We start from the raw sequence: 24,395 nt of genomic DNA, 5'->3' as shown, positions 1-24,395 counted from the left end.
CGGGTACGGAGGAGGTGCGCGACATGGGTGGGGAACGCGACGAAGCAGCCCTGCGGCAGTACGTCGAGGACATGGCACGGCTCTACGCCGACTGGGGCTTCCCGCGGATGGCGGCCCGCGTACTCATGCAGCTCATGGCCTCCGACGCCGGCTCACTGACGGCCAAGGAGCTCAGCGACGGCTTGGAGATCAGCCCGGCGGCGGTCTCGCAGTCGGTGCGCTATCTGCAGCATCTCGGCCTGCTCGAGCGCGCGGCGGTACCCGGCTCCCGCCGCGACCGCTACAAGCTTCCGGACGACGCCTGGTACATGGGCTCGATCGTCAAAGGCACCCTGTTCGAACAGGTAGCCAAGCTGGCCGAGGGCGGCGTCACGGCCGCCGGCGGCCGATCGACGCCGGCCGGCGACCGGATCGCAGCGATGGGCGACTTCTACGAGTTCATCCAGAGCGAACTCACCGGTTTGCTCCAGCGCTACCTGCAGCACCGCGAAACGCTCAAGGACTCAGAGCAGCGGTAGTCCGATGTAGCGCGCTTGGGCGCGCATCTGGTGCTCGAAGAGCGGGCCGGGTAGCTCGACCGCGTTGTTGAGCTGGCCGAAGATCTCGAAGCTGACGAAGCCGAAGAGTTGCAACCAGGTGCCGAGGGTGCGGCTGAGCGCCCCGATCGGCACGCTCGGCGCGATGATCTCGCCGATGCGCGCGACCTCGCCCGCGACTTCGGGTGGCAGCACGTCGTCGTAGCGCAGCAGGCCGATCCGGGCCGCGTCCTCGATCACCCCGCCGAGGATGGTCACCGCTCGCGTCGCCACCGCCACCGTGTCGGCCGGGGCCGCGTAGCCGGGGACCGGGCTGCCGTAGATCAGCGCGTACTCGTGCGGGTTGGCCAGGGCCCAGTCCCGCACGGCGTGGCAGATGGCGAGAAACCGGCCACCGAAGTCGCCCCGCTCGACCGCGCCCTCGGCGGCCGCGACCGCGTCACCGAGAGCGGTGTACGCGTCGAGGATCAGCGCCGTCAGCAGGTCGTCGCGGCTCGGGAAGTAGCGGTAGATCGCCGACGAGACGATGCCCAGGTCGCGGGCGACGGCCCGGAGCGACAGGTTCGCACCCTCGGTGGCCAGCTGTCGCCGGGCGATCGCCTTGATCTCGTCGATCATCTCGGCCCGCAGCCGGGCCCGCATGGAGGTGGCCTTCACGAGAACAAGTGTCTCATAAGAGAGCACTGCTCTTGACAGAGGGCACCGCTCCGTGGACTATTGCTCTCAAGAGAGAGCAGTGCTCTCGCAATCCACTCGATGGAGGAAGACCATGCATGTCATCGTCGGCGCCGGAGCAGTTGGCAGCACCACCGCCCGCCAGCTCGCCGAGGCCGGTGAGCAGGTACGCCTGGTCACCCGCAGCGGCAGCGGCCCGGTCCACCCCAACATCGAGCGGGTCGCCGCAGACGCGGGCACCGCTCTGACCAAGCTCAGCAAGGACGCGGTGGCGATCTACAACTGCGCGAACCCGCCGTACCACACGTGGCCGACCGACTGGCCCCCGATGGCCGAGGCGATGCTGGCCGCGGCCGAGGCCAGCGGCGCACCGCTGGCGATCACGGGCAACCTCTACGTCTACGGCCCGGTGGACCGCCCGATGACCGAGGACCTGCCCCTGGCGGCACCGACCGTCAAGGGCCGGGTGCGGGTCAAGATGTGGGAGGACGCGGTCGCCGCCTACCGGTCGGGCCGCATCAGCGGTGTCACCGAGGTGCGGGGGTCCGACTACCTGAGCCCGCGCTACTCGGTCATCGAGATGGCCATGCCGGGCCTGCGCGCCAACAAGACGATCTGGCTGCCGGGCCCGCTCGACAACCCGCACACGTTCACCTACACGGGCGACATGGGCGCCGCGCTGATCGCGCTGGCCCGCGACCCCCGGGCCTGGGGCCAGGCGTGGCACGTGCCCTCACCCGCCCCGATGACCCTGCGCGAGGTGGTCACGAAGGTCGCCCAGGTGGGCGGCTACCCCCTACCGCGGCTCCGCAGCTACCCGAAGGCGGCGATCCGAGCCGCTGGGCTCTTCGACCGCCGCACCCGGGAGTTCGTGGAGATGAGCTATCAGTGGGAACGCCCTTTCGTGCTCGACACCACGCTGGCCGAGGCAACCTTCGGACTCTCGGCCACCCCCGTCGACGAGGCGGTCCGCGCCTCGATCCCAACCGCCGACCCGGTCACTGCCTGACCGGTCGGTGCGGTGCGGCGGCGGTGGTAGGCGTAGGCCGCGAGCAGCAGCGTCACGCTCCACAGTGGCCAGAAAGCCATCGGCCACATCGCGATCTCGCCCGAGGCCATGTCGCCGATCAGGTCTGGGTCGCTGAGGAAGCTCGCGCTCGCGCCTGCTACCGCGATGGCTACCGCGGTGGCCGGGATCGTGGCCAGCTTGATCGGGACGCGGCGGCCGGACAGGCCGATCATCCAGCGCGGGAAGCGTTCGCCCCACGGGTGCACCAGGCCGATGGTCAGCCAGGTGCCGACCAGCGCGAACCCGCCCAGGCCCGTGGCCGCGAGCGCCATGTCGGGGTCGTCGAAGCTGTCGTCGATGAGCCCGAGCGCGACGCCGACGGCCAGGCCCAGTCGGGTCACCGCGTACAGGGCCGGGATCGCCGCCGCGACATAGGTGACCCACGTGCCCCAGCGGACCGGGCCGGACCGGACGGGGCCGCGCCAGGTCAGCAGGGCCCGGGCCAGCAGCAGCCCACCGACGATGGCCCACACCTCGTTCGCGGTGGTCCAGTTGAAGATCACGCCGTAGTCGATGTCCGACGGCCAGCCGAACGGTGCGCCGATCAGCAGCATCGGGGTGTAGCCGGCTACGGCCAGGATGTGGGCGCTGGGCACCAGAACCACCAGCGCGGCTACCGCCGCCCAGCCCGCGCCCAGCAGGATGGGCCGGGGTCGGATCGGGTGGCGGCCCGCCGAGGCCAGGGCGAGCACGCCGACGCCGAGCAGCACCACGGCGTACACGGCGGCTCCGATGTCGACCGGCACCGCGCGCAGCGGGTGCAGTTGGTCGTCCGGGTTGTTGGCGCCGAACGGGTAGCCGTCGCCGGTCAGCGCCCAGACCGCCGCGACCACCCCATAGCTCAGCGCCCAGGCAGCGGCCAGATAACCGGCCAGGGATCGTGAGTTCGTCATGCCACCCAGGCTCCCGTCGGGACGCCCAAGGGAACTCCCCGCGCGGCGTGAACCCGCTCCCCCGCGAGGGGGACGGCTCAGCCGGTCGGAGTGACGAAGCCGGACTCGTACGCGGTGATGACCGCCTGGACGCGGTCGCGGGCGCCGAGCTTGGTCAGCACGTTGCCGACGTGCGTCTTGACCGTCTCGCCGCCGACCACCAGCCGGGCCGCGATCTCCGCATTGGACAGTCCCGCCGCCATCAGCCGCAGCACCTCGGCCTCGCGCGTGGTCAGTCGACCCACCCGCCGGTCGGTCTGGCCACCCCGGGCCGCGACGAGCCGGCGGATGGCCGCCGGGAACAGCAGCGAGTCGCCGCGCGCGACCAGCCGGATCGCGTCGACCACCTCGGCCGGCCGGGCCCGCTTGAGGAGGAAGCCGCTGGCACCCGCGCGGAGCGCGTCGTACACGTAGTCGTCGTTCTCGAAGGTGGTCACGACGATCACCCGCGGCGGCGTGGCGGCGGTGCTCATCAGGTGCCGGGTCGCCTGGATGCCGTCGACGTCGGGCATCCGGACGTCCATCAGCACGACGTCGGGCCGGTGCCGGGCGACCAGCGGCGGCACCTCGGCGCCGTCGCCGGCCTCGGCGACCACATCGAGGTCGGGTTCGGCGTCGACGATCGCGCGCAGGCCCACCCGCACCAGCGCGTCGTCGTCGACGATCAGCACGCGGACCGTCATGACCCTCCCGTCGGCAGCCGCACCGCGACCGTGAACCGCCCGTCGGCCCGGCCGGCCGTCATCCGCCCGCCCAGCACGTCGACCCGCTCGCGCATGCCGGCGAGGCCGCGCCCGGACGGGTCGTCGGGCCCGTCGCGGGTGACCGGGTTGGCCACCTCGATCCGCAGCGACCGGTCCGCGACCGCGATGTGCACGGTAACCGGCACGGGGCCGGCGTGGCGCACCGCGTTGGTCAACGCCTCCTGGACGATCCGGTAGCCCTCGCGCGACAGCGCCGCCGGCACCGTCGAGAGAGGACCCTCGCGGGTCAGCGCCACCCGCAGACCGCCGCCGCTCACGTCGGCGACGACCCGGTCGACGTCGGCCAGGGTCCGCTGTGGCGCGGGTCGGTCGACGCGCTCGGCCGCCCGCAGCAGGCCCAGCACGTGGTCCAGGTCGTCCATCGCGGCCCGCCCGGTCTCCTCGATCACGGTCAACGCCCGGCGTACGAACTCCGGGTCGTGCAGCGCCCGCTGAGCGGCGGCGGCCTGCAGCGTGGTGACGGTGAGCGCATGGCCGACCGAGTCGTGCAGTTCGCGGGCCAGCCGGGTGCGCTCGACAAGCTGGCCGGCCCGGGCCTCCAGCGCGGCGATCCGTTCGGCCGGCGACGGCCCGAGCAGGGTCGGTGCGATCTGTGCGGCCAGCGCACCGAGCCCGGCGACCGCGTAGCCGAGCAGCACGAGCAGCACGATCCCGGCCGCGGTGAGGCCCGCCGGGTGCCAGCTGGGGAACGGCAGGCCCGTGCGGCTGATGCTGCCGCCCGCGAACCACTGGAACACGAAGACCAGCGCCATCGGCAGGGCGCTGAACAGGGCCAAGCCGACCAGAGCTCCGAACGCGAGGTGCAGGCCGAACCAGAGCGCGCCGCGCAGGGCGGTCTCCCGGTCGGCGGGGCCGGTCGGATCGGGCAGGTGCACCCCGAGCAGCCCGCGCGCGGCGGCGATCTCGACGGCCCGGGTGCCAGGCAGGAAGGCCGGCGTCACGGCGATCACGGCCGCGACCAGGACCAGCAGCCAGGTGGCCGACTTCGGCACGTCGTCGCTGGTCAGCATGCTGACGAAGACCACGGTCAGCAGCACGTACGGCAGCGCGATCACGCCACCGAGCAACAGGTACACGCCGCGCAGAAAGGTAGAACCCCGAACCAGCGGCGCCAGAACGCGGGTCACACGCCCGATTGTCCAGGCACCGGGAGCATCGCGCTACGCGCGTTTGCTCTGCACCCATATACGCATCACCCCCACCGACGGGTGATGCGTATATGGCTGCAGAGCAAGGGCGTCAGCTCAAGATGGCCCGCGCCGAGTTGATCGGGATGGCGAAGCCGATGCCGATCGAGCCGCCGCCCTGGCTGGTCGAGGCGTTGGCGACGTTGATCGCGATCACCTGACCCGCGGCGTCGACCAGCGGCCCGCCCGAGTTGCCGGAGTTGATCGGCGCGTCCGTCTGGATCAGGCCCGACAGGTTCAGGTCCTGGGCGTCGCGGTCGAGGGCCGAGACGATGCCCGAGGTGACCGTGCCGCTCAGGCCCAGCGGGCTGCCGAACGCCAGCACGGTGTCGCCGACCTGCACGGTGGAGCTGTCGCCGAGCGTGGCCGGGGTCAGGCCGGACGAGTCCACCTGCAGCAGCGCGAGATCGTGGCTCGGGTCGGTGCGCAGGATCTGCGCCGGCAGCGAACGGCCGTCGGACAACTGCACGGTCGCGCCCCCGGCAGCCTGCTCGACCACGTGGTTGTTGGTGATGATCCGGCCCTGGTCGTCGACGATCACGCCGGAGCCCTCGACCGTGCCGCCGGGCACCTGGACCATGATCGTGACGACGCTCGGCGAGGTGCGCGCGGCGACCGACGCCAGAGTCGCCGACGAGGTCGACACGTTCGTGGCGTTGGCGGCGGCGCTGGCCGTCGGGGCGGCGGACTGGTCGGTGTGCGCGCCGATCACGCCACCGGCGACGCCGCCGCCGAGGACGAGCACGAGCGCACCGGCGGCAACGGCAAGGCGCCGCCCACCGCGATGGCGGCCCGGCCCGGAGGAGGCCGGAGGGCCCGGCGTCCAGGGCGGGACCGGCCCGCCGGGGCCGGCCGGACCGGCCGCGGCCGGCTGGTGCGGCGGCCAGGGGTTCTGGGGATCGGTGCGGCTCAGCAAATCGGTCATGGGTCCACCGTGCTCCCCATATCTGCCCTGAACCTGAGGCCGCTATGTGACTTTCCTGAACGTCTCCGGCCGTACGGCGCGCCGGGGATCCTCCGATCGGGGGAGCTTGAGAATTAGGTGAGCCTAACTTAAGTTGATCCGAAAGCATTCCAAGGAGGCATCATGCGGCCGACGGCGGCAGAGGTGGCGCGCACGCTGGCGAGTGGCCGGCTCGAGGGCACGGCGCACGTCCGGGGCTACCCCGCCCGGGTGAAGGTCCGCCACGCCACGCCCCCCGACGGCCACCCGTTGGTGCTGACCGCGCTCGGCACCGAGCTGGCCGGGCGGCTGGCGACCGGACCGGTGGTGCTCAGCGTCGACGACCTGCCGCCCGTGCCCTGCTCACCCACCCGCGGCCGGCTCTGGCTGACCGGCACCGCGCACCTGCTCGACGGCGCCGAGGCACGAACAGCCGCCGACGCGTACGCCCGGGTCAGGCCCCTTGGTGATCTGCTCGACGTCGGCCGCGGCCAGGTGCTGTTCCGGATCGTCCCGACCGAGGTACGGATGGCCAACGGCCGGCAGTTGATCGAGGTCGACCCGGCCGACTTCCGTGCGGCCGACCCGGATCCGCTGGCCGCCGACGAAGGCCGGCTGCTCGCCGACCTCAACGACCACCACCTGCCCCAGCTCACGGACCTGGTCGAGCGCGTCTCCAAGAGAGCCGCGCCGCAGGAGTGCCGCGCGTTGCGGCTCGACCGATACGGGCTGACCGTCGGCGGTGAAGGGCGCGGCCCACGGCTGCGGCTCGGCTTCGAGCGCCCGGTCGCGTCGGTCTGCGAGCTGACCCACCTGATGCACGCCCTCCTGGCCGGCGGAGGAGTCGCCACGCGCTGACGGGATGGTGCACCCGCTCGGAAGATCGCGGACAATGTCCGGATGAGCGGCGGGGCATCGGGGTGGCGACGCAACCTCGTGGGTTGTATCGCGGTGGCCGCCGGAGTGTTCGCGCTGTCGTTCGGCGTGCCGGCGATCGACCGCGCGGTGCCGGACGCGACCGTGTCCAGCACGAAGCCGCTGGAGTTCGCGGACAACGCCAGCGTCGTGCCCCCACCGGACGCCGTCGTCGTCTCCGACCAGACCTCGCCCGACCAGGGCGTGATCACGATGGCGGTCGACGGCGTGCGCTACCGGCTCAGCGCCGAGAGCTTCCCCGGCACGCTGCAACAGCTCGCCGACCGGATCCGCGAGGTGGTCCAGAACGTGGCCGGCATCCAGGCCATCTCGCTCGACCAGCCCGTCACGTCCAACGGCGGCATACCCGGGCTCCAGGCCACGTACGTCGGTGAGAACCGCACCGGCTGGTACACCGTCTATCTCCTCGACGGCACCGGCGTCACCGCGGTGGTCGACGGCAACGACGCGGGGGTCACCGAACACCGCGCCGAACTCGAGGCCAGCGTCCGCACCGTCGTGATCGACCGCACCACGTGAGCGTCGACCAGGCGGCCACCCCGCCACCACCGGCGCCGGGCAGCCGGCGGGTGTTCGCCTCCTGGGGTGCCGCCGCCCGCTGGCCAGCGGTCTGGTTCTTCGTCGCGCTGACCATCGCCGGCATCGTGATCCTCGGCATCGCGTTCGGTCCGGCCATCGCCGAGTCACCCGGTGCGTTCGTGCTCGCCGCGGTCCTGTTCGCGATCCACGGCGCGGTGTTCGTGACGATCATCCGGGCGGTCGACTGGCTGGAGCCCGAGCCGCGCTGGCTGTTCGCCGCCGCGCTGATCTGGGGCGGGTTCGTGGCCAGCGCCAACGCGTTGCGGGCCAACACCGCGCTGGAGTCGATCCTCGTCAAGATCACGTCGCTGGGCTTCGTGCGGGACTGGGCGGCGGCGATCGAAGGGCCGACCGACGAGGAGATCCTCAAGACGCTCGGCATCGTCATGATCGTGCTGCTGGCCCGCCGCCAGATCAACAGCGTGCTCGACGGTGTGGTCTACGGCGCCTTCGTCGGCCTGGGCTTCCAGGAGATCGAGAACATCACCTACAGCTTGAACGCGGTCGCCGCGGCGGGTGACGACAGCGTCGCGGCGGTCCTGCAGGTCTTCCTGGTACGCGGCCTGCTGGCCGGACTGTGGAGCCACACCGTCTACAGCGCGATCGCCGGCGCCGGGGTGGCGTACGCCGTGCTGCACCGGGAACGCTCCTGGTTCAACCGGATCGGGGTCGCGCTCGGCGCCCTGGCCCTCGCCTGGCTCATGCACTTCCTGTGGAACTCCCCGGCGGCGGCCTCGCTGACCGACTACGCGGGCAGTTACGGCACGCTGCTCGTACTGCTGATCAAGGGATTGTTGATCCTCGGCACCTTCCTGGTCCTGCTGCACTTCTTCCGCAAGGACGAGTACGAGGGCGTGGCCGGGCCGCTGGAGAGCCTGCACAACCCGTGGATCGCCACGCACAACGAGATCGTCGCCCTGCGTGGCTGGCGCAGCCGGGGTCGGGCCCGGTGGAACGCCTATGTCTACGGCGGCCTGCGTGCCTACGGGCGGGTCCGCCAGCTCCAACGGGCCCAGGCCGATCTGGCGGTCGAGATGCGCGACAACGGCCCGGCCGGGTTCAACACCAGACTTCCAGAGCTACAACGCGCCCGGTACGGCGTGTACGAGCTCGGCATCACCGACGCGGACGCGCTCCACCCGACCACGACGGCCGGCCTGATCTCGTTCATCCTGGCGTTCGCCGTGCTGATCAACCCGATCTTCCTGATCCTCCCGCTGGGCTTCCTGGTGTTCGGGGTGGCCCGGGCCCGATCGCGCCACCAACGGGCGGACCCACGCCTGCGTACCGCCGCCATCCTCGCCCTGGTCTTCGCCCTCGCCTATCTCGTGAGCGTGATCGCGCGGGCGGCGGCGCTGGTCTAGGGCATGGCTCGTGGATCAGGGTGGTGCCCCGGCGAGGTCCAGGCGGCGTCCGGGCGTGCGCGGAGGTGGGTCGGATACCGGTGTTGTATCCGGCCCGGCTCCGCGTGCGGTCGGACGTCGCCTGGGCCCGGCGGGGTGCCGGCCCTGATCCACGAGCCCTGCCCTGGGCGGTCGTAGGCTTCGGGGCGTGGGAACGGGCACGGAAGAGCTGCTCAGGGAGCTGGCGCCGCAGGTGCTGGGTGCGCTGGTGCGCCGCTACGGCCATTTCGACGCCGCCGAGGACGCGGTGCAGGAGGGGCTGCTCGCGGCCGCTACGCAGTGGCCGGCCGACGGTGTGCCGGACGACCCGCGGGCCTGGCTGATCCGGGTGGCCTCGCGCCGGCTGATCGACCAGTTGCGCAGCGAGGAGTCCCGGCGGCAGCGCGAGGAGAACGACTACCTCCGCGACCCGGCGGCGACCCGGGTGGCCCCCGCGGCCGACGCGGAACGGCCGGACGGCGACGACTCACTCGTGCTCCTGTTCCTCTGCTGCCACCCGGCGATCGCGGTGCCGGCCCAGGTGGCGCTGACCCTGCGGGCCGTCGGCGGGCTGACCACCGGCGAGATCGCGAGCGCGTTCCTGGTGCCCGAGCCGACCATGGGGCAACGGATCAGCCGGGCCAAACAGAAGATCAAGTCCTCCGGGATCGGCTTCGAGCTGCCGCCGGCGGAGTCCCGGGTGGCCCGCGTCGACGCCGTGCTGCACGTGCTCTATCTGATCTTCAACGAGGGCTACACCAGCTCGTCCGGGCCAGAGCTGGCCCGGGTCGAGCTGTCCGCCGAGGCGATCCGGCTGACCCGCATGCTGCACCGGCTGCTGCCCGACGACGGCGAGGCCGCCGGCCTGCTCGCGCTGATGCTGCTCACCGACGCCCGCCGCCCGGCCCGCACCGGCCCCGACGGCGAGCTCGTCCCGCTGGAGGAGCAGGACCGGTCGCGCTGGGACCAGACCGCGATCGCCGAGGGGGTCGCGCTGGTGTCCGGCGCGCTGGCCAGCACCCGGCCCGGCGCCTACCAACTGCAAGCGGCGATCGCCGCGGTGCACGACGAGGCGCCGACCGCCGCCGACACCGACTGGCCTCAGGTGCTGGCGTTGTACGACCTGCTCGAGCGGGTCTCCGACAGCCCGATGGTCCGGCTCAACAAGGCCGTCGCGGTGGCCATGGTGGCCGGGCCGCGCGCGGGCCTCGACCTGATCGCGGAGCTCGACGGCGACGAGCGGATGGCCCGACACCACCGGCTCGCCGCGGTACGCGCACACCTGCTGGAGCTGTCCGGCGACGCGACCGGCGCGGCGGAGGCCTACCGAACAGCCGCCGACCGCACCGGCAGCGAGCCGGAACAGCGCTACCTGCGTTCCAGGGCAAGGCGCTTGGCGGCGGTATGACGACCCTGCTGCACGTCGACATGGACCAGTTCGTGGCCGCCGTGGAGATTCTGCGCCGGCCGGAGCTGCGCGGGCTTCCGGTGGTCGTCGGCGGCTCGGGCGACCCGACGGCTCGGCGGCAGGTGGTCTCGACCGCATCGTACGAGGCCCGCGCTCACGGTGTCCACTCCGGAATGCCGCTGCGCCGGGCCGCGCAGCTCTGCCCGGAGGCGACGTTCCTGGCCACCGATCCAGCCGCCTACAGCGAAGCGTCCGAGCGGGTGATGGCCGTGCTGCGCGGGTTCCCGGTCGACGTCGAAGTCTGGGGCTGGGACGAGGCGTTCGTCGGCGGCGACATCGCCGACCCGCAGGCGCTGGCGGCGGAGCTGAAGGCCGCGGTGTTCGCGGAGACCGGGCTGAGCTGCGCGATCGGCATCGGCGACAACAAACAGCAGGCGAAGATCGCGGCGCGGTTCGCCAAGCCCGGCGGCATCCACACGCTCACCACCGCGACGTGGATGGCCGTCATGGGCGAGCGGCCGGCCGCCGAGCTCTGGGGTGTCGGCCCGAAGACCACCCGCAAGCTCGACGAGCTCGGCCTGCACACGATCGCCCAGCTCGCCGCCACGCCGCCGGCCGCGCTGGTGGAACGCTTCGGCCCCCGGCAGGCGGAATGGCTGCCGGCGGCGGCGGCCGGCGGCGGTGACACCCAGATCACCACGGAGCCGTGGGTGGCGCGGTCGCGCAGCCGGGAGAACACGTACGCCGAGGACCTCTCCGACCTGGCCGAGATCTCCCGGGAGGTCGGCGCGATGGCCCGGGCCCTGACGACCGACGTCGTCGCCGACGGCCGCGAGGTCACCCACGTCGCGGTGAAGGTGCGCTACGTCAGCTTCTTCACGCCGACCCGCGAGACCAAGCTGCGCGCGGGGCCGACCACCGACCCGGACGTCGTCGAGCAGGCCGCGTTGAGCCTGCTGACGAAGTTCGAGTGGAAGCGCCCCGTGCGCCTGCTAGGGGTGCGAGTCAACCTCAGGCAACCCGATACGTCGGCCGGATGACCGCGCGGGCCAGGTCGTGGAACGTGAGGTTGAAGCTGACCACCGCGGGCGACACGTCCGGCGTGACGTCGAGCTGCTCGACGTCGACCGCGTGCACCGTGAACACGTAGCGGTGCGGGTAGTCGCCCTTCGGCGGTGCGGCGCCGCCGTATTCCTTGGTGCCGTAGTCGTTGCGCACGCAGTAGGCGCCGGCCGGAGGCTCGGCGCCCTGCTCCAGCGAGGTCACCGACACGGGCACGTTGACCAGCACCCAGTGCCAGAAGCCGCTGTGCGTCGGCGCGTCCGGGTCGTAGCAGGTGATCACGAAGCTCTTGGTGTGGTCCGGGAAACCCGACCAGGACAGCTGCGGCGACCGGCCGCCGCCACCGACGCTCGGGTCGGCGAAGGTGTCGGCCATCTGCTCGCCGTCGGTCACGTCGTCGCTGGTCAGCGTGAACGACGGCTTCGGCGGCAGGAGGTCATAGGGATCCGGCGGTACGGGACGTTCGAGACTCATACGATCATCCTTCCTCAGCGTTTCGGCCAGTGCCATGGCGGCTCGTCGAGCTTTCCCTGCCCGACGATGTAGGTCTCGCCGTGGTCCTTGGCCAGCTCGACCGACTGGAGGTCGGCCTCGTCGGCGTGGGTGTCCAACGCGGACGCCAGCGCCCGCGAGTGGGTCACCACCACGATCTGCATCCGGCTGGACGCGCCCGCGATCAGGGAGGCCAGCGGCCGGATCAGCTCGGGATGCAGGCTGTTCTCGGGTTCGTTGAGCACCAGCAACTCCGGCGGGCGCGGTGTGAGCAACACGGCCACCCAGGCGAGATAACGCAGCGTTCCGTCGGAGAGCTCAGCCGCGGTGAGCGGGCGGAGCATGCCGGGCTGGCTGAACAGCAGCTCGAACCGGCCCGCCGTCGCCGTGACGTCCAGCGTGCTGCCGGGGAAGGCCAGCTCGACCGCGGCGTCGAGGGCGTTGCCGTCCCCGATCTCGCGGATCGTCTCGCACGCGGCGGCGAGGTCGGCGCCGTCCGGGCCGAGCACCGGCGTGCGGGTGCCGAGCTGCGCGCTGCGCATCGGGGCGTCCGCGTCGGTGCGCAGGTGGTCGTAGAAGCGCCAGGACCGGATGCGCTCACGGAGGAGCATGACGTCGGGCGCCCGCTGCGGGTCGACCAACTCGGCGAGCATGCTGTCGTACGGGCGCAGCCGCAGCTCGGTGGGCTGCCACTTCCCGCCGGGACCGCGTACGCCGACCGCCGCGTTGATCCGCTCGGTGAGCCGGGTGCTCGGCCGCAGCACCGGTCCGGACCAGGTGCACTCGGATTTGATCTCCGGATCGAGCCCGAACAGTCCCCGGTGACCCGGCATCTGCGGCATGCCGAGGTCGATGGCGTAGCCGAACGAGTCGGTGGCGAACCCCAGGCGCAGCGAGACGGGCCCGGTGCGCACCGTGCCCTGCACGGGGTGCTCCCCTTCGCGGACCGCGCGGCCGATCACGTCCGGACCGGCCCAGAGCGTCGACGGCAGCCCACCCTCGCGGGCGAGCGCAGCCACGGCACCGTTGCGCGCCGAGTGCGACAGCAGCCGCAGCGTCCGGTAGAGGCTCGACTTGCCACTGCCGTTGGCGCCGGTCACCACGTTGAGCCGGCGCAACGGCAGCACCATCCGGCGCAGCGACCGGTAGTTCTCCACCGCCAGCGTGACCAGCACCCGGACCACGCTAGCTCAGCAGGCGGGCCACCGAGCGCAGGGAGATGGGCAGCCAACTCGGTCGGAACCGGGCCTCGTAGGCCGCCTCGTAGATCGCCTTGTCGAGCTCGAAGGCGCCGAGCAGGTTGGCCCGGCTCCGCGGATCCTCGCCCGAGGCGGCCGCGTAGCCGTCGCAGAACGCGCCCCTGTTGAGGTCGGCCCACTCGCGCGCCCGGTAGACGACCTGGGCGTCGTCGGGCTGGTCGACGATCAGATGGTGCGGCGCGTACTCGAAGGACCGGAGCATGCCGGCGACGTCGCGCAGCGGCGAGTCGGGGCGGCGGCGTTCCTCGACCGGCTGGCCAGGCTCGCCCTCGAAGTCGATCAGCAGCCAGGTCTTCGGCGTGCGCAGCACCTGGCCGAGGTGCAGGTCGCCGTGCACGCGGTGGACGGTCATCTTCTCGCCGCCGACCGCCCGGAACGCGTGCGTCGCCGCGTCGACATGAGGTGCCAGCGCGGGTACGAAGGCCGCGGCGCGTTCGAGCCGGGCGAGCATCCGGTCGACGGGGAAGTCGACGGTCTCGCTGCCCAGCTCCTGGGCGAGCGTGCGGTGCACGACCGCGACCGCCTCGCCCAGCCGGTAGGACTCGCCGGAGAAGTCGCCGCCCACCTCGTTGGCGGCCAGGTCGGCCTCGCCGAACAGGTCGCGCACGCTGGTGGTGGCCATGGCCCAGCCTTCGGCCGAGTTCTCCGCGTACGCGGTCAGCATGCCGAGCGAGACCGGCTCACCGCGCTCGTCGGTGGTCTCCACCGCGCCCAGCAGTTGGGCCACGTTGGGGCAGCCGGCCCGGGCCAGCACCCCGTTGAGCTCGACGTCGGGGTTGATGCCGGACACCACCCGGCGGAACACCTTGAGGATCGCCGCCCGGTCGTACACGACGCTGGTGTTGCTCTGCTCGGTGTCGGCCACCCGGGCCGGCGCCTTCAGCGGGAGCTTGGCGTCGGGCTCGCGCCGGAACAGCAGGCGGCCGACGACCGCGTCCTGCTCGATGAGCTCGAGCAGCGTGTGGGCGGCCGACTCGGCGTAGAGGGCGTCGAAGCCGGCGCGGTCGGCCTCGTGGTCGATGCCGATCGTGGCCGTGCCGGCGAACTCCGGGCGCGGCTCGTCGTCCCAGGCGACGTAGACCTGGTATCGCTCGCTGCCGCCGTCTTCGTAGACCACGTCGAGCAGCACGTGGTCGAGCGCCTCGCGGAGCGCCGTGACCGCGACGGGCGTGACACTGTGGAGAGTCCGGCCGCGCCCGGCGTACCACCGCTGATGCGGCAGCCAGTCGGCGTACGGCAATGTCATGACTCCTCCATGTGCTGTTCGGCCGCGCGGGCCGGGTCATCCTCATCGGACGGTGGGGTGAGCTGGAACCAGTAGAACCCGTATCCGGGCAGGGTCAGCAGGTAGGGTAGCCGCCCGATCCGGGGGAACAGCACGCGTCCGGTCAGCTCGATCGGCGAATAGTCCGACCACGCCTGCAGGTTCAGCTCGATGGGTTGGGGAAAACGGGACAGGTTGTTGACGCAGAGCACCACGTCGTCCTCATGGTGACGCAGGTACGCCAACACGGCCGGGTTGGAGCCGCCGAGCTCCTGGAACGTGCCCACGGCGAACGAGTCGTGCCGGCGGCGCACCGACAGCATCAACCGGGTCCAGTTGAGCAACGAGGTCGAGCTGTCCCGCTGCGCCTCGACGTTCACCGATTGGTAACCGTAGATCGGATCCTGGTTGACCGGCAAGTAGATGCGGCCCGGCGTGGACGTCGAGAAGCCGGCGTTGCGGTCGGGCGTCCACTGCATCGGCGTGCGTACACCGTCGCGGTCACCGAGCCAGATGTTGTCACCCATGCCGATCTCGTCGCCGTAGTAGAGCACCGGCGAACCGGGCAGCGACAACAGCATCGCGGTGAACAGCTCCTGCTGGTTGCGGTCGTTCTCCAGCAACGGAGCCAGCCGCCGGCGGATGCCGATGTTGGCCTTCATCCGCGGGTCCTTGGCGTACTCCGTGTACATGTAGTCGCGCTCTTCGTCGGTGACCATCTCGAGCGTGAGCTCGTCGTGGTTGCGCAGGAAGATGCCCCACTGGCAGTTGGCCGGAATGGCCGGCGTGTTGGTGAGGATCTCGGAGATCGGGAAGCGGGACTCGCGCCGGACGGCCATGAAGATGCGCGGCATCAGCGGGAAGTGGAAGGCCATGTGGCACTCGTCGCCGCCGTTCTCGACGTCGCCGAAGTACGCCACCACGTCGGCCGGCCACTGGTTGGCCTCGGCCAGCAGCACCCGGCCCGGGAACTCGTCGTCGATCACCTTGCGGCAGTGCCGCAGGAAGGCATGCGTCTCGGGGAGGTTCTCGCAGTTGGTGCCCTCGGCCTCGAAGAGGTAGGGCACCGCGTCCAGCCGGAACCCATCGATGCCGAGATCGAGCCAGAACCGCAGGACGTCGAGCATGGCGTTCTGGACGGCCGGGTTGGCGTAGTTGAGGTCCGGCTGGTGCGAGAAGAACCGGTGCCAGTAGAACTGCCGGCGCACCGGGTCGAACGTCCAGTTGGACTCCTCGGTGTCGACGAAGATGATCCGGGCGTCCTGGTACCGGTCGTCGCTGTCGCTCCACACATAGAAGTCGCCGTACGGCCCGTCCGGATCCCGGCGCGACTCCTGGAACCAGGGATGCTGGTCCGACGTGTGGTTCATGACCAGGTCGGTGATCACCCGGATGCCCCGCTTGTGCGCGGCGTCGAGCAGGGCGACGAAGTCGTCGACGGTGCCGAACTCGGGCAGCACCTTGTAGAAGTCGCGGATGTCGTAGCCGCCGTCGCGCAGTGGCGAGTCGTAGAACGGCGGCAGCCAGAGGCAGTCGACCCCCAGCCAGGCCAGGTAGTCGAGCTTGTCGATCAGCCCGCGCAGGTCGCCGGAGCCGTCACTGTCGGAGTCGGCGAAAGCGCGCACCAGGACCTCGTAGAACACCGCCCGCTGGAACCAGGTCGAGTCGACCGGCACGTTTCTTGCGTGGTGGAAGTCGTCGGAGGTCGGATGCTCGACGATGCCGCGCTCGACGTGACTGCCCTCGGCCGGATCCGGTGGCTGCACCGAAAGAGTCCCAGCCGTCACGTCAGTCATGCATCCCACGCTAATGCCGAAAGCCGTTCGCCACAGGATGACGGCGCGGCTTGACAAACGAAGATCTTTTAGCTGCGCGGGGCCTACATGATCAACAGATTGTTTCCGCCCGGAGACTCCCCGTCGGCCGTGAAACCATCGCCGTCGATGTGCGTAGTCGGATTGTCACAGGCTGAACATGGCACGTTTACCCGATGGGATTATCTAGTAACTCTCGTCACAGTCATTCACCGGGGAACCGACTGCTGGGGAGGAGACGGTGACCACCGTCGCGCTCAAAGACGTCACCAAGATCTTTCCTGACGGAACGATCGCGGTCGACAACGTCAGTATGGACGTCAACGATGGCGAGTTCATGGTGCTGCTGGGTCCCTCGGGCTGCGGCAAGTCCACCGTGCTCCGGATGGTCGCCGGCCTCGAGGACCCGACCACCGGCGCCATCATGCTCGACGGCGACCTCGCCAACGACCTGCCGCCACGCGAACGCCGGATCGCGATGGTATTCCAGGATTTCGCCCTCTATCCGCACATGTCGGTCGGCGACAACATCGGCTTCCCGCTGCGGCTGTCGAAGGTCGAGGCGTTGGCGCGCGGCGAGCGCGTCGCCGACGTGGCGAGCGCGCTCGGCATCGGCGACGTGCTGGCCCGCAAGCCCAACCAGCTCTCCGGCGGCCAGCGCCAGCGGGTCGCGATGGGCCGCGCGATCGTCCGCCGGCCCGGCCTGTTCCTGATGGACGAGCCGCTGTCCAACCTGGACAGTGGGCTGCGGGCCGAGCTGCGCGCGGAGATCTCCGGCCTGGTGCGCGAGCTGGGTGTCAGCACGATCTATGTCACCCACGACCAGGCCGAGGCCCTGACCATGGCCGACCGCGTCGCCATCATGCGCAAGGGCGTGCTGCAGGACGTGGGCACCCCGACGCAGGTGTACGGGCGCCCGGCCACCCTGTATGTCGCCGCGTTCCTGGGCAGCCCGCGGATGAACCTGCTGGAAGCGTCGGTCTACGTGCACCTGGACCGGTACGTCACGCTCAACCTCGGCGACCAGGCGCTGTACCTGCCGTGGGACGACATCCGGGCGCGCGCGGTCGCCCACTACCACGGCGAGCGCATCGTGGTCGGGCTGCGCGCGGAGGCGCTGACCCCGGTCGCGCCCAACACTCCCGGCGACGTGCTGCAGGGCCGGATCCGCTATCTGGAGCACCACGGCCACGAGTCCCTGGCCTTCCTGGACATCGGCGCCACGGCGGTCGTCGTCGACGAGATGGGCAAGGCTCCGACGGAGCACTCCGGCGAGGGCGGCGCCCTGCGCCGCTTCGGGCACGCGATGCAGCGGTTGCGAAGCCGGGCCTCGAGCGCCCCGGCCGCGATCGAGGAATCCGGCTCGCGCACCCGCACGAGCGTGCTCAGCGATCCCGGCCGGCACCACCGGCGGGCGGCCGAGCTCGCGGTCCGGCTCGCGCCGTACCCGAACGTGCAGGCCGGCACTGCCCTTTCGGTCTCCGTGCGCATGGACGCCCTGCACTTCTTCGACGAACGCGGCGACCGCATCGACGTGGGGTGGCGCTGACCACACCGGTGGTCTAGCGTCAGCCCACTGATGGCACTCACCTCGGCCTTCAAGCTGCCGCTGCTGTTCCTGGTCACGCTGGCGATCTGCCTGCCGACGCTCTACCTGTTCAACCTGGTCTTCGGCGCGAGGCTCTCGATCCGGCAGTCGGTCTCGCTGGTCATGGTCGCGGTAACGGTGACCGCGATGCTGGCGGTGGCGTTCGCCCTGATCAGCCTGTTCTTCCTGATCACCGCGCCGGACTACGGCTTCTTCAAGCTGCTCAACGTAGCGATCCTGGCCCTGTCGGCGATCGTCGGGCTGCGCTTCCTGACGGGCGGCATGCAGATCCTGCACGCACACGGCCTGCTCACCCCCGCGAAGACTCCAGAGGCCACGCCGGTCGCCGAGAAGCCGGCCCCCGCCGAGGCGCCAGCGGTGGAGGAGAAGACGCCGGTCACGGTCGGCGCACCGACGGCCAACGGCGACGGCGCCGCGGCCCCGGCAGCAGTGCCCCCAGCGCGCATTGCCCGTGCTCGTCGCCCCGCCGGCGCCCCAGCAACAGCATGTCGTCTGGAACCCGGCGCTACAGCGTTACCAGGCCGCACGCCCAGCGGGCGTAGCGACCGAACGCCCCGCGAGCATGACCCTGCTCTACATCTGGATCCTGCTGTTCGGCTTCGTAGGCACCCAACTCGGCTGGACCCTACGTCCGTTCTTCGGCAACCCAGACTCCCCCTTCGCCCTGTTCCGAGAAATCGAGGGCAACTTCTACGCGGAGATCATCCGAACGATCGCCAATCTCTAAACGCCGCGCCCCGAAGGGGCGGGCCCCTCCCCCTGGGCCTCCGCAGCTCGGGCGGGGACCGGGGCAGAGCCCCGGAAACCCCCTACAGATCCCGACGAACAACCTCAGCCCCATACTTGGCAACGGCAGCGTTAGCGGTAGGACAGCTGCCCACATCCCGCCCACAAGCGGCAAGATCGCAGAGCCGGCAGATCCACGCACCCCCGTCCTTCTCTTGGACGATGCCCGCCATCACCTTGCCGATCAGGCCATCCAATGTGGAGCGTTCGGAGGGCGACAGCGCGCCCAACGCGTCCCGTAGCGTCGAGGCTCTAGCGCCCGAAAGCCGCTCCGCGGCCGCGCGGCCCTCCGGCGTAAGGGCCACCGATCGAGACCGACCATCCGAGCCCGCCCCACGCGTCACCAGCCCCGCATCAGCCAGCCGATCGACCAGCCGCACCGCACCCGACGGCGTCAACCCCAACACCCGCCGAAGCTGATCGATCGAAGGCCGATCAAGAAAGTGCAGCAACGCCGACAGCGCCGCAGCCGCAGTCGGGTTCCCCGCGGACGCCATCGCCGCCCCAGCCCGATCAGCGACCGCGAGCGCGAACGCCCCGAGCAGATTGGCTTGGTGATCGAGTTCGCTCACGCCAGCTCGTACCGAATCGTCAATGGCATGTGCGGATAGTCGGCGTGCGTAGAAACGCTCTCGGCCGTGCCAGAGATCCCCACCAGCTCACCGGTGCCAGACCCCGGCACCACAGCAACCTCGACCCGGGCCGTAGTGCCGTCATAGCTCCCCGACCCCTGCAGGACAAAGCTGCCGGACCGCCCACCCAAAGTCCCGTTGATCTCCATGACGGACACGTAGTCGCTGGTCCCATCAGCCCGGTAGTAGAGCAACGACTCAAAGAACCCACCGGTCAACCCATCACCGGTCCCGGCGAGCACGACCTCGGCCCGAGAGAACTTCCGGCCGTCGTCGAACTCCCGATAAGGCTTCTCATCCCAGGAGGTGATCTCGAGCTTCGTCTCCATGATCTCGGTCATGCCCTCCAACATATGTGTGACTCAGTCACATGTCAAATGACAATGCGAATTCAATGATCATTTTCGTGCGTTCCGCGTAGTGGGCGCGCATGAGCATGGCTATGTGGGTTCGACTAGATTTGACCCGTGCTGGGGCTACCCGATCACGTGACCGCCTGTCTGTTCGATATGGACGGCGTACTCACGCAAACCGCGACCGTTCACAACGCGGCGTGGACCGAGACATTCGACGATTTCCTTCGCCGGCGCAGTGAGCGCACCGGCGAGCCGTTCACGGCCTTCGACCCCCATTCCGACTATCCCAAATACGTCGACGGCCGCACCCGGGCCGACGGCGTGCGCACCTTTCTCGCGTCTCGCGGCATCACCCTGCCGGAGGGCGACCCCGACGACTCGCCGGAGGCCGACACCGTCAACGGCGTCGGCAACCGCAAGAACGTGATCCTGGTGCGCCGCATCCGCGAAGACGGCGTCGCGGTCTACGACGGTTCCGTCGACTACCTGCGGGCCGCCCGCAAGGCCGGGCTCAAGACCGCGGTCGTCTCGGCGAGCGCCAACACCCCCGACATCCTGCGGATCACGGGGCTCGGCGACCTGCTCGAGGCCCGGGTCGACGGCAACGTCGCGCGGGCCGAGAAGCTGCCGGGGAAACCGAAACCCGACACCTTCCTGCGCGGCGCGGAGCTGCTGGGCGTGGCACCGAAGAACGCGGCCGTATTCGAGGACGCACTCGCCGGGGTGGCGGCCGGTCGGGCCGGCAACTTCGGCGTCGTTATCGGCGTTGACCGGGTGGGTGGCACCCATGGCGCCGACCTGAAAGCACACGGCGCCGACGTCGTGGTGCGCGACCTTTCTGAACTGCTGGAGGGCACGGCATGATCCGTGAGCGGGCCTACCCGGTCGAAGCGTGGCACGTCCGGGAGACGAGGCTCGACGTCGACGTGCTGGCGCAGGCCGAGTCGGTCTTCGCGCTCGGCAACGGGCACATCGGGATGCGCGGCAACCTCGACGAGGGTGAGCCGCACGGCCTTCCCGGCACCTATCTCAACTCGTTCTACGAGCTGCGCCCGCTGCCGTACGCCGAAGCGGGGTATGGGTTCCCGGAGTCGGGCCAGACCGTCGTCAACGTGACCAACGGCAAGCCGATCCGCCTGCTGGTCGACGACGAGCCCTTCGACGTGCGATACGGCGACCTCGAGGCGCACACGCGGATCCTCGACCTGCGCGCCGGCACCCTCGACCGGGTGGTGCAGTGGCGCTCACCGGCTGGCCGGGCGGTCAAGGTGCACAGCACCCGCCTGGTCTCGTTCACCCAGCGCTCGATCGCGGCGATCCGCTACGAGGTCGAGGCGGTCGACGAGCCGCTGCGGCTGATCGTGCAGTCGGAGCTCGTCGCCAACGAGGAGCTGCCCGGGCAGAGCCGGGACCCGCGGGTCGCGGCGGTGCTGGAGCGCCCGCTGCAGATCGAGGAGCGGCTCACCGACAAGGACCGGGCGCAGCTGATCCACCGCACCAAGCGGAGCGGCCTGCGGGTCGGCGCCGCGATGGCGCACGAGATCAGCGGGCCGCCGCGCACCAACATCAACACCGAGGCGCACGACGACTGGGCCCGCACCACGATCGCCTGCGTGCTCAAGCCGGGCGAGAAGCTGGTCGTGGTCAAGCTGCTCGCCTACGGCTGGTCCAGCCGGCGTTCGCTGCCGGCCATCCGTGACCAGGTCAGCGCCGCGCTGGCCGCCGCCGAGTTCTCGGGCTGGGACGGCCTGGTCCGGGAGCAGCGCGAATACCTCGACACCTTCTGGGACGCCGCCGACGTGCGGGTCGAGGGCGACTCGGAGGTGCAGCAGGCGGTCCGGTTCGGGCTGTTCCACGTGCTCCAGGCCGGTGCCCGGGCCGAGCTGAGGCCGATCGCCGCCAAGGGCCTGACCGGGCCCGGCTACGACGGCCACGTCTTCTGGGACACCGAGATGTTCGCGTTGCCGGTGCTCACGTACACCCAGCCGGTCGCCGTTGCCCATGCCTTGCGTTGGCGGCACGCCACCCTGGAGATGGCCCGTGACCGGGCCAAACAGCTCGGTCTGCGCGGTGCCGCCTTCCCCTGGCGCACCATCCGCGGCCAGGAGTGCTCCGGGTACTGGCCGGCCGGCACCGCCGGTTTCCACGTCAACGCGGGCATCGCCGACGCGGTCCGGCGCTACGTGCAGGCCACCGGCGACGACGACTTCGAGCGCGAGATCGGGCTCGAGCTGCTGGTCGAGACGGCCCGGCTGTGGCATTCGCTGGGCCACCACGACCGGCACGGCAAGTTCCACATCGACGGGGTCACCGGGCCCGACGAATACACCGCCGTCAAGAACGACAACGTCTACACCAACCTGATGGCCCAGCGGAACATGCTGGTCGCCGCCGACTGCGTCAACCGGCACAGCGAGCGGGCCTGGCGGCTCGGCGTCGACGACGAGGAGACCGCCGCCTGGCGGGACGCGGCAGCCAACATGCACATCCCGTACGACGACGAGCTCGGTGTGCACCCGCAGGTGGAGGGCTTCACCCGCTATCAGGAGTGGGACTTCGACAACACGCCGCCGGAGGACTACCCGCTCCTGCTCAACTACCCGTACTTCGACCTCTACCGCCGACAGGTCGTCAAGCAGTCCGACCTGGTGCTGGCCATGCACTGGTGCGGCGACGCGTTCACCGACGAGCAGAAACTGCGCAACTTCGACTACTACGAGCGGCGTACGGTCCGCGACTCGTCGTTGTCGGCCTGCACGCAGGCGGTGGTGGCGGCCGAGGTGGGCTACCTCGAGTTGGCACACGACTATCTCGGCGAAGCCGCGCTGATGGACCTGCACGACATCCACAACAACACCCGCGAAGGGCTGCACATCGCCGCCCTGGCGGGTGCGTGGCTGGGTCTGGTGGCCGGCTTCGGCGGCATGCGCGACCACGAGGACCACCTCACGTTCGCGCCCCGGTTGCCCGCCCGGATCAGCCGGCTGGAGTTCGCGCTGATGTGGCGCGGCAAGCGGCTGCGGGTCGACGTCCGCCAGCACGAGGTCAGCTACTCACTGCGCGACGACGGCGACGCGGACGCCAGCATCGACCTCAGCCACTTCGGCGAGCCGATCACGGTGACCTGCGAGAAGGAGATGCGGATGCCGATTCCGCGGCTCGAACCGCACCGTCGCCAGCCCCGCCAGCCGGCGGGTCGGGCACCGGCCAGAAGGCCGGCACCCGACACCCGGCGGCGACCCTCAGAGGATCGATAGGTGCACGTGGTTGGTGTGGTCGCTGGACGGGTCGCCGCCCACACCGCTGTAGGGCTTCCAGTTGCCCGTGGACGGTAGCCACACCTGGCGGTACCAGATGACGTAGAGAATGCCGAGCTTGTCGGCATTCTTCACGAGGAACGCCGCCAGGTTGTTGCCGTAGAACCGGGCGTCGCCCTGGGCGTCACCGCTGCCGAAGTCGTTGGTCTTGAACACCGAGAAGTCGCAGGCGCGCCCCTTCGGATGCTCGAAGGGGCCGCCGTTCCGGTGGCACGACACGAACCGCTTGAAGCCCAGGCGCTGGGTCTCCTTGAGCGCGAACAGCATCCGCGGGGTGATGCACCCGTCGGTGGTCGGATCGTCCACACTGCACGACTGACCCGGGAACCCGCCGTCCGCACCACGCGGCGACTGCCGGGCGACCGGCTGGTTGGCGTACACGTTTCCGTTGACCGTCTTGCCGCCGGCCAGCTTGAACGCCTTGTCGACGTCGCTCTTCTGCTTGCTCATCACGGCGAGCTGAGCGGCTTCGCGCTTGACCTCGAGGTCAAGCTGGCTCTTGGCGGCCTGGGCCTGCTGCTGCGTCGCGGCAAGCTCGGCGAGTCGCTCGTTGTCATATTCCGACAACCGCTCGAGTTGCTCGGCCCGGTCCAGGAAGTCGTTCTGCGTGCGGGCGTTCAGCAGCATCAGGGCGGGACCGATCCGGCCGTTCATGTAGTTGTGCCGGGCGATCTCGACGGCCTGCGGCGCCAGTGCCGCCCGCCGCACCTCTAGCCTTACGATCTCCTTGTTGAGGTTGTCCTGCTTCTTGCGCGAGTCGGCGACGGCGTTCTTGGCCTCGACGAAGGCCCTGCTCGTCCGCTCGATCAAGTCGTCCAGCTTGACGTTCTTTCCGCCCTCGACGGGCGCGGCTGGGGTGGGGGTCGGGTTGGGCGCCGCGACAGCGGCCGGGGCGAGCGCGAGCCCCATCAGCAGTGTCACGGTCCCGACCAGGGTGGCGCGCCGAGCGACAGCGCGCGGACGTCCTTTGCGCGTCATTCACGTTCCTTCGGTAGGGCCGCCTACCGGGTTAGCTGACGGGTTCGGGACGGAACAACCCCTACCGCTTTCGCGGACTCACCCCATGGAACACGGGTCCCCGGCTCGCCTCTCGGCGATTAGGCAGCAGCGGCGCCGGTGTCACCGGGGGGATGATCCGGCGGAAGCCGCAGTCAGCTTAACCGATCCCGACCTATTCTCCGCAAGGATCGGATGCCTCTTACTTAGGGCCGAAATGCGTTACGTACCAACGACTTTCGGTGACGTAAGGAGTGCTTAAGAAAGCGCACGGAAAAACGTGAAAGAACCGGCTCCGTTGGCGCATGTCAGCCGAACGTGTGGTCAATCGGGTGTTCATTTCGAGTTGGCCGGTTTCGCTGGACAAGCCGGCCCACGAGACCGCTAATGGAGTCAC

At 70.4% G+C, this 24,395-nt stretch carries 22 protein-coding genes and 1 riboswitch; of the genes, 11 read left to right on the top strand and 11 right to left on the bottom strand.

Annotation, left to right across the window (positions count from 1 at the left end; genetic code table 11):
• Positions 1 to 23: 23 nt before the first annotated feature.
• Positions 24 to 518, top strand: coding sequence for a GbsR/MarR family transcriptional regulator (locus CHC05_RS24325; protein WP_089252681.1), 495 nt, complete (start codon positions 24 to 26; stop codon positions 516 to 518).
• On the opposite strand, the gene CHC05_RS24320 is transcribed toward CHC05_RS24325, so the two are convergent.
• Positions 504 to 1,193: a TetR/AcrR family transcriptional regulator gene (locus tag CHC05_RS24320; RefSeq protein ID WP_089252679.1), complete on the bottom strand. Its 690-nt coding sequence runs from the start codon at positions 1,191 to 1,193 to the stop codon at positions 504 to 506. The genes CHC05_RS24325 and CHC05_RS24320 overlap by 15 nt on opposite strands.
• Positions 1,194 to 1,305: 112 nt before the next feature.
• Here CHC05_RS24320 and CHC05_RS24315 point away from each other — a divergent pair, with 112 nt between their 5' ends.
• A complete protein-coding gene (locus tag CHC05_RS24315) occupies positions 1,306 to 2,220 on the top strand; it encodes a 2-dehydropantoate 2-reductase N-terminal domain-containing protein (protein WP_089252677.1) in 915 nt (304 codons plus the stop codon).
• Positions 2,221 to 3,250: 1,030 nt separating this feature from the next.
• Here the strand turns inward: CHC05_RS24315 and CHC05_RS24310 are convergent.
• From CHC05_RS24310 to CHC05_RS24300, 3 genes are all read right to left on the bottom strand, one after another.
• A complete protein-coding gene (locus tag CHC05_RS24310) occupies positions 3,251 to 3,895 on the bottom strand; it encodes a response regulator (RefSeq protein WP_089252675.1) in 645 nt (214 codons plus the stop codon).
• A complete protein-coding gene (locus CHC05_RS24305; protein ID WP_089252673.1) occupies positions 3,892 to 5,103 on the bottom strand; it encodes a sensor histidine kinase in 1,212 nt (403 codons plus the stop codon). Before CHC05_RS24305 ends, CHC05_RS24310 begins: the two co-directional genes overlap by 4 nt.
• A gap of 112 nt (positions 5,104 to 5,215) precedes the next feature.
• Positions 5,216 to 6,088, bottom strand: a complete 873-nt coding sequence (locus CHC05_RS24300; RefSeq protein ID WP_089252671.1) for a S1C family serine protease — start codon at positions 6,086 to 6,088, stop codon at positions 5,216 to 5,218.
• Between the two features lie 162 nt (positions 6,089 to 6,250).
• Here CHC05_RS24300 and CHC05_RS24295 point away from each other — a divergent pair, with 162 nt between their 5' ends.
• The 5 genes from CHC05_RS24295 (at position 6,251) to CHC05_RS24280 (ending at position 11,451) form a co-directional block, all read left to right on the top strand.
• Positions 6,251 to 6,964: a DUF2470 domain-containing protein gene (locus CHC05_RS24295; RefSeq protein ID WP_089252669.1), complete on the top strand. Its 714-nt coding sequence runs from the start codon at positions 6,251 to 6,253 to the stop codon at positions 6,962 to 6,964.
• Between the two features lie 42 nt (positions 6,965 to 7,006).
• Positions 7,007 to 7,561 carry a hypothetical protein gene (locus tag CHC05_RS41630; protein WP_179266345.1) on the top strand — a complete coding sequence of 185 codons (555 nt, stop codon included), beginning with the start codon at positions 7,007 to 7,009 and terminating at the stop codon, positions 7,559 to 7,561.
• A complete protein-coding gene (locus CHC05_RS24290) occupies positions 7,558 to 8,985 on the top strand; it encodes a PrsW family intramembrane metalloprotease (protein ID WP_179266344.1) in 1,428 nt (475 codons plus the stop codon). Before CHC05_RS41630 ends, CHC05_RS24290 begins: the two co-directional genes overlap by 4 nt.
• 187 nt (positions 8,986 to 9,172) lie before the next feature.
• The gene (locus CHC05_RS24285; RefSeq protein ID WP_089252665.1) at positions 9,173 to 10,411 is read left to right on the top strand and encodes an RNA polymerase sigma factor; all 1,239 of its coding nucleotides are present in this window, start codon (positions 9,173 to 9,175) and stop codon (positions 10,409 to 10,411) included.
• Positions 10,408 to 11,451 (top strand): DNA polymerase IV, encoded by a 1,044-nt coding sequence (locus CHC05_RS24280; RefSeq protein ID WP_089252663.1) that lies wholly within the window; start codon positions 10,408 to 10,410, stop codon positions 11,449 to 11,451. Before CHC05_RS24285 ends, CHC05_RS24280 begins: the two co-directional genes overlap by 4 nt.
• Here CHC05_RS24280 and CHC05_RS24275 read toward each other — a convergent pair.
• The 4 genes from CHC05_RS24275 to treS are packed head-to-tail and all read right to left on the bottom strand — an operon-like array spanning position 11,423 to position 16,284.
• Complete coding sequence (locus tag CHC05_RS24275; RefSeq protein ID WP_089252661.1) at positions 11,423 to 11,947, bottom strand: YbhB/YbcL family Raf kinase inhibitor-like protein; 525 nt, start codon at positions 11,945 to 11,947, stop codon at positions 11,423 to 11,425. The genes CHC05_RS24280 and CHC05_RS24275 overlap by 29 nt on opposite strands.
• Positions 11,948 to 11,961: 14 nt before the next feature.
• Positions 11,962 to 13,140 carry an AAA family ATPase gene (locus CHC05_RS24270; RefSeq protein WP_089252827.1) on the bottom strand — a complete coding sequence of 393 codons (1,179 nt, stop codon included), beginning with the start codon at positions 13,138 to 13,140 and terminating at the stop codon, positions 11,962 to 11,964.
• Between the two features lie 10 nt (positions 13,141 to 13,150).
• Positions 13,151 to 14,470, bottom strand: a complete 1,320-nt coding sequence (locus CHC05_RS24265; protein WP_089252659.1) for a maltokinase N-terminal cap-like domain-containing protein — start codon at positions 14,468 to 14,470, stop codon at positions 13,151 to 13,153.
• Positions 14,467 to 16,284, bottom strand: a complete 1,818-nt coding sequence (gene treS, locus CHC05_RS24260) for a maltose alpha-D-glucosyltransferase (protein ID WP_089252657.1) — start codon at positions 16,282 to 16,284, stop codon at positions 14,467 to 14,469. Before treS ends, CHC05_RS24265 begins: the two co-directional genes overlap by 4 nt.
• Positions 16,285 to 16,543: 259 nt before the next feature.
• On the opposite strand from treS, the gene CHC05_RS24255 reads away from it, so the two are divergent.
• Together CHC05_RS24255 and CHC05_RS42685 are read left to right on the top strand one after the other, a co-directional pair.
• Positions 16,544 to 17,851, top strand: a complete 1,308-nt coding sequence (locus CHC05_RS24255) for an ABC transporter ATP-binding protein (protein WP_089252655.1) — start codon at positions 16,544 to 16,546, stop codon at positions 17,849 to 17,851.
• A gap of 511 nt (positions 17,852 to 18,362) precedes the next feature.
• Positions 18,363 to 18,638: a hypothetical protein gene (locus CHC05_RS42685; RefSeq protein ID WP_245871185.1), complete on the top strand. Its 276-nt coding sequence runs from the start codon at positions 18,363 to 18,365 to the stop codon at positions 18,636 to 18,638.
• A gap of 82 nt (positions 18,639 to 18,720) precedes the next feature.
• Here CHC05_RS42685 and CHC05_RS24245 read toward each other — a convergent pair whose 3' ends face one another.
• Positions 18,721 to 19,269, bottom strand: coding sequence for a MarR family winged helix-turn-helix transcriptional regulator (locus CHC05_RS24245; protein ID WP_089252653.1), 549 nt, complete (start codon positions 19,267 to 19,269; stop codon positions 18,721 to 18,723).
• On the bottom strand, positions 19,266 to 19,670 hold the full coding sequence (locus CHC05_RS24240; RefSeq protein ID WP_179266343.1) for a DUF3224 domain-containing protein: 405 nt from the start codon (positions 19,668 to 19,670) through the stop codon (positions 19,266 to 19,268). The genes CHC05_RS24245 and CHC05_RS24240 overlap by 4 nt, the downstream gene beginning before the upstream one ends.
• 126 nt (positions 19,671 to 19,796) lie before the next feature.
• Between CHC05_RS24240 and CHC05_RS24235 the strand changes: the two genes are divergently transcribed.
• Both CHC05_RS24235 and CHC05_RS24230 read left to right on the top strand, forming a co-directional pair.
• Entirely contained in the window at positions 19,797 to 20,549 is a 753-nt protein-coding gene (locus CHC05_RS24235; RefSeq protein WP_089252649.1) for an HAD family hydrolase, read from the top strand.
• The gene (locus CHC05_RS24230) at positions 20,546 to 22,942 is read left to right on the top strand and encodes a glycoside hydrolase family 65 protein (protein ID WP_089252647.1); all 2,397 of its coding nucleotides are present in this window, start codon (positions 20,546 to 20,548) and stop codon (positions 22,940 to 22,942) included. Before CHC05_RS24235 ends, CHC05_RS24230 begins: the two co-directional genes overlap by 4 nt.
• On the opposite strand, the gene CHC05_RS24225 is transcribed toward CHC05_RS24230, so the two are convergent.
• Positions 22,928 to 23,980, bottom strand: coding sequence for a coiled-coil domain-containing protein (locus CHC05_RS24225; protein ID WP_089252645.1), 1,053 nt, complete (start codon positions 23,978 to 23,980; stop codon positions 22,928 to 22,930). The genes CHC05_RS24230 and CHC05_RS24225 overlap by 15 nt on opposite strands.
• 4 nt (positions 23,981 to 23,984) lie before the next feature.
• Positions 23,985 to 24,116: riboswitch (cyclic di-AMP (ydaO/yuaA leader) on the bottom strand.
• Between the last annotated feature and the right edge of the window lie 279 nt (positions 24,117 to 24,395).

This window comes from Asanoa hainanensis (assembly GCF_900188485.1).
Taxonomy (GTDB): domain Bacteria; phylum Actinomycetota; class Actinomycetes; order Mycobacteriales; family Micromonosporaceae; genus Asanoa; species Asanoa hainanensis.
The sequence above is the reverse complement of the archived record's forward strand: the minus strand, read 5'-3'. Positions and strand labels throughout refer to the sequence as shown.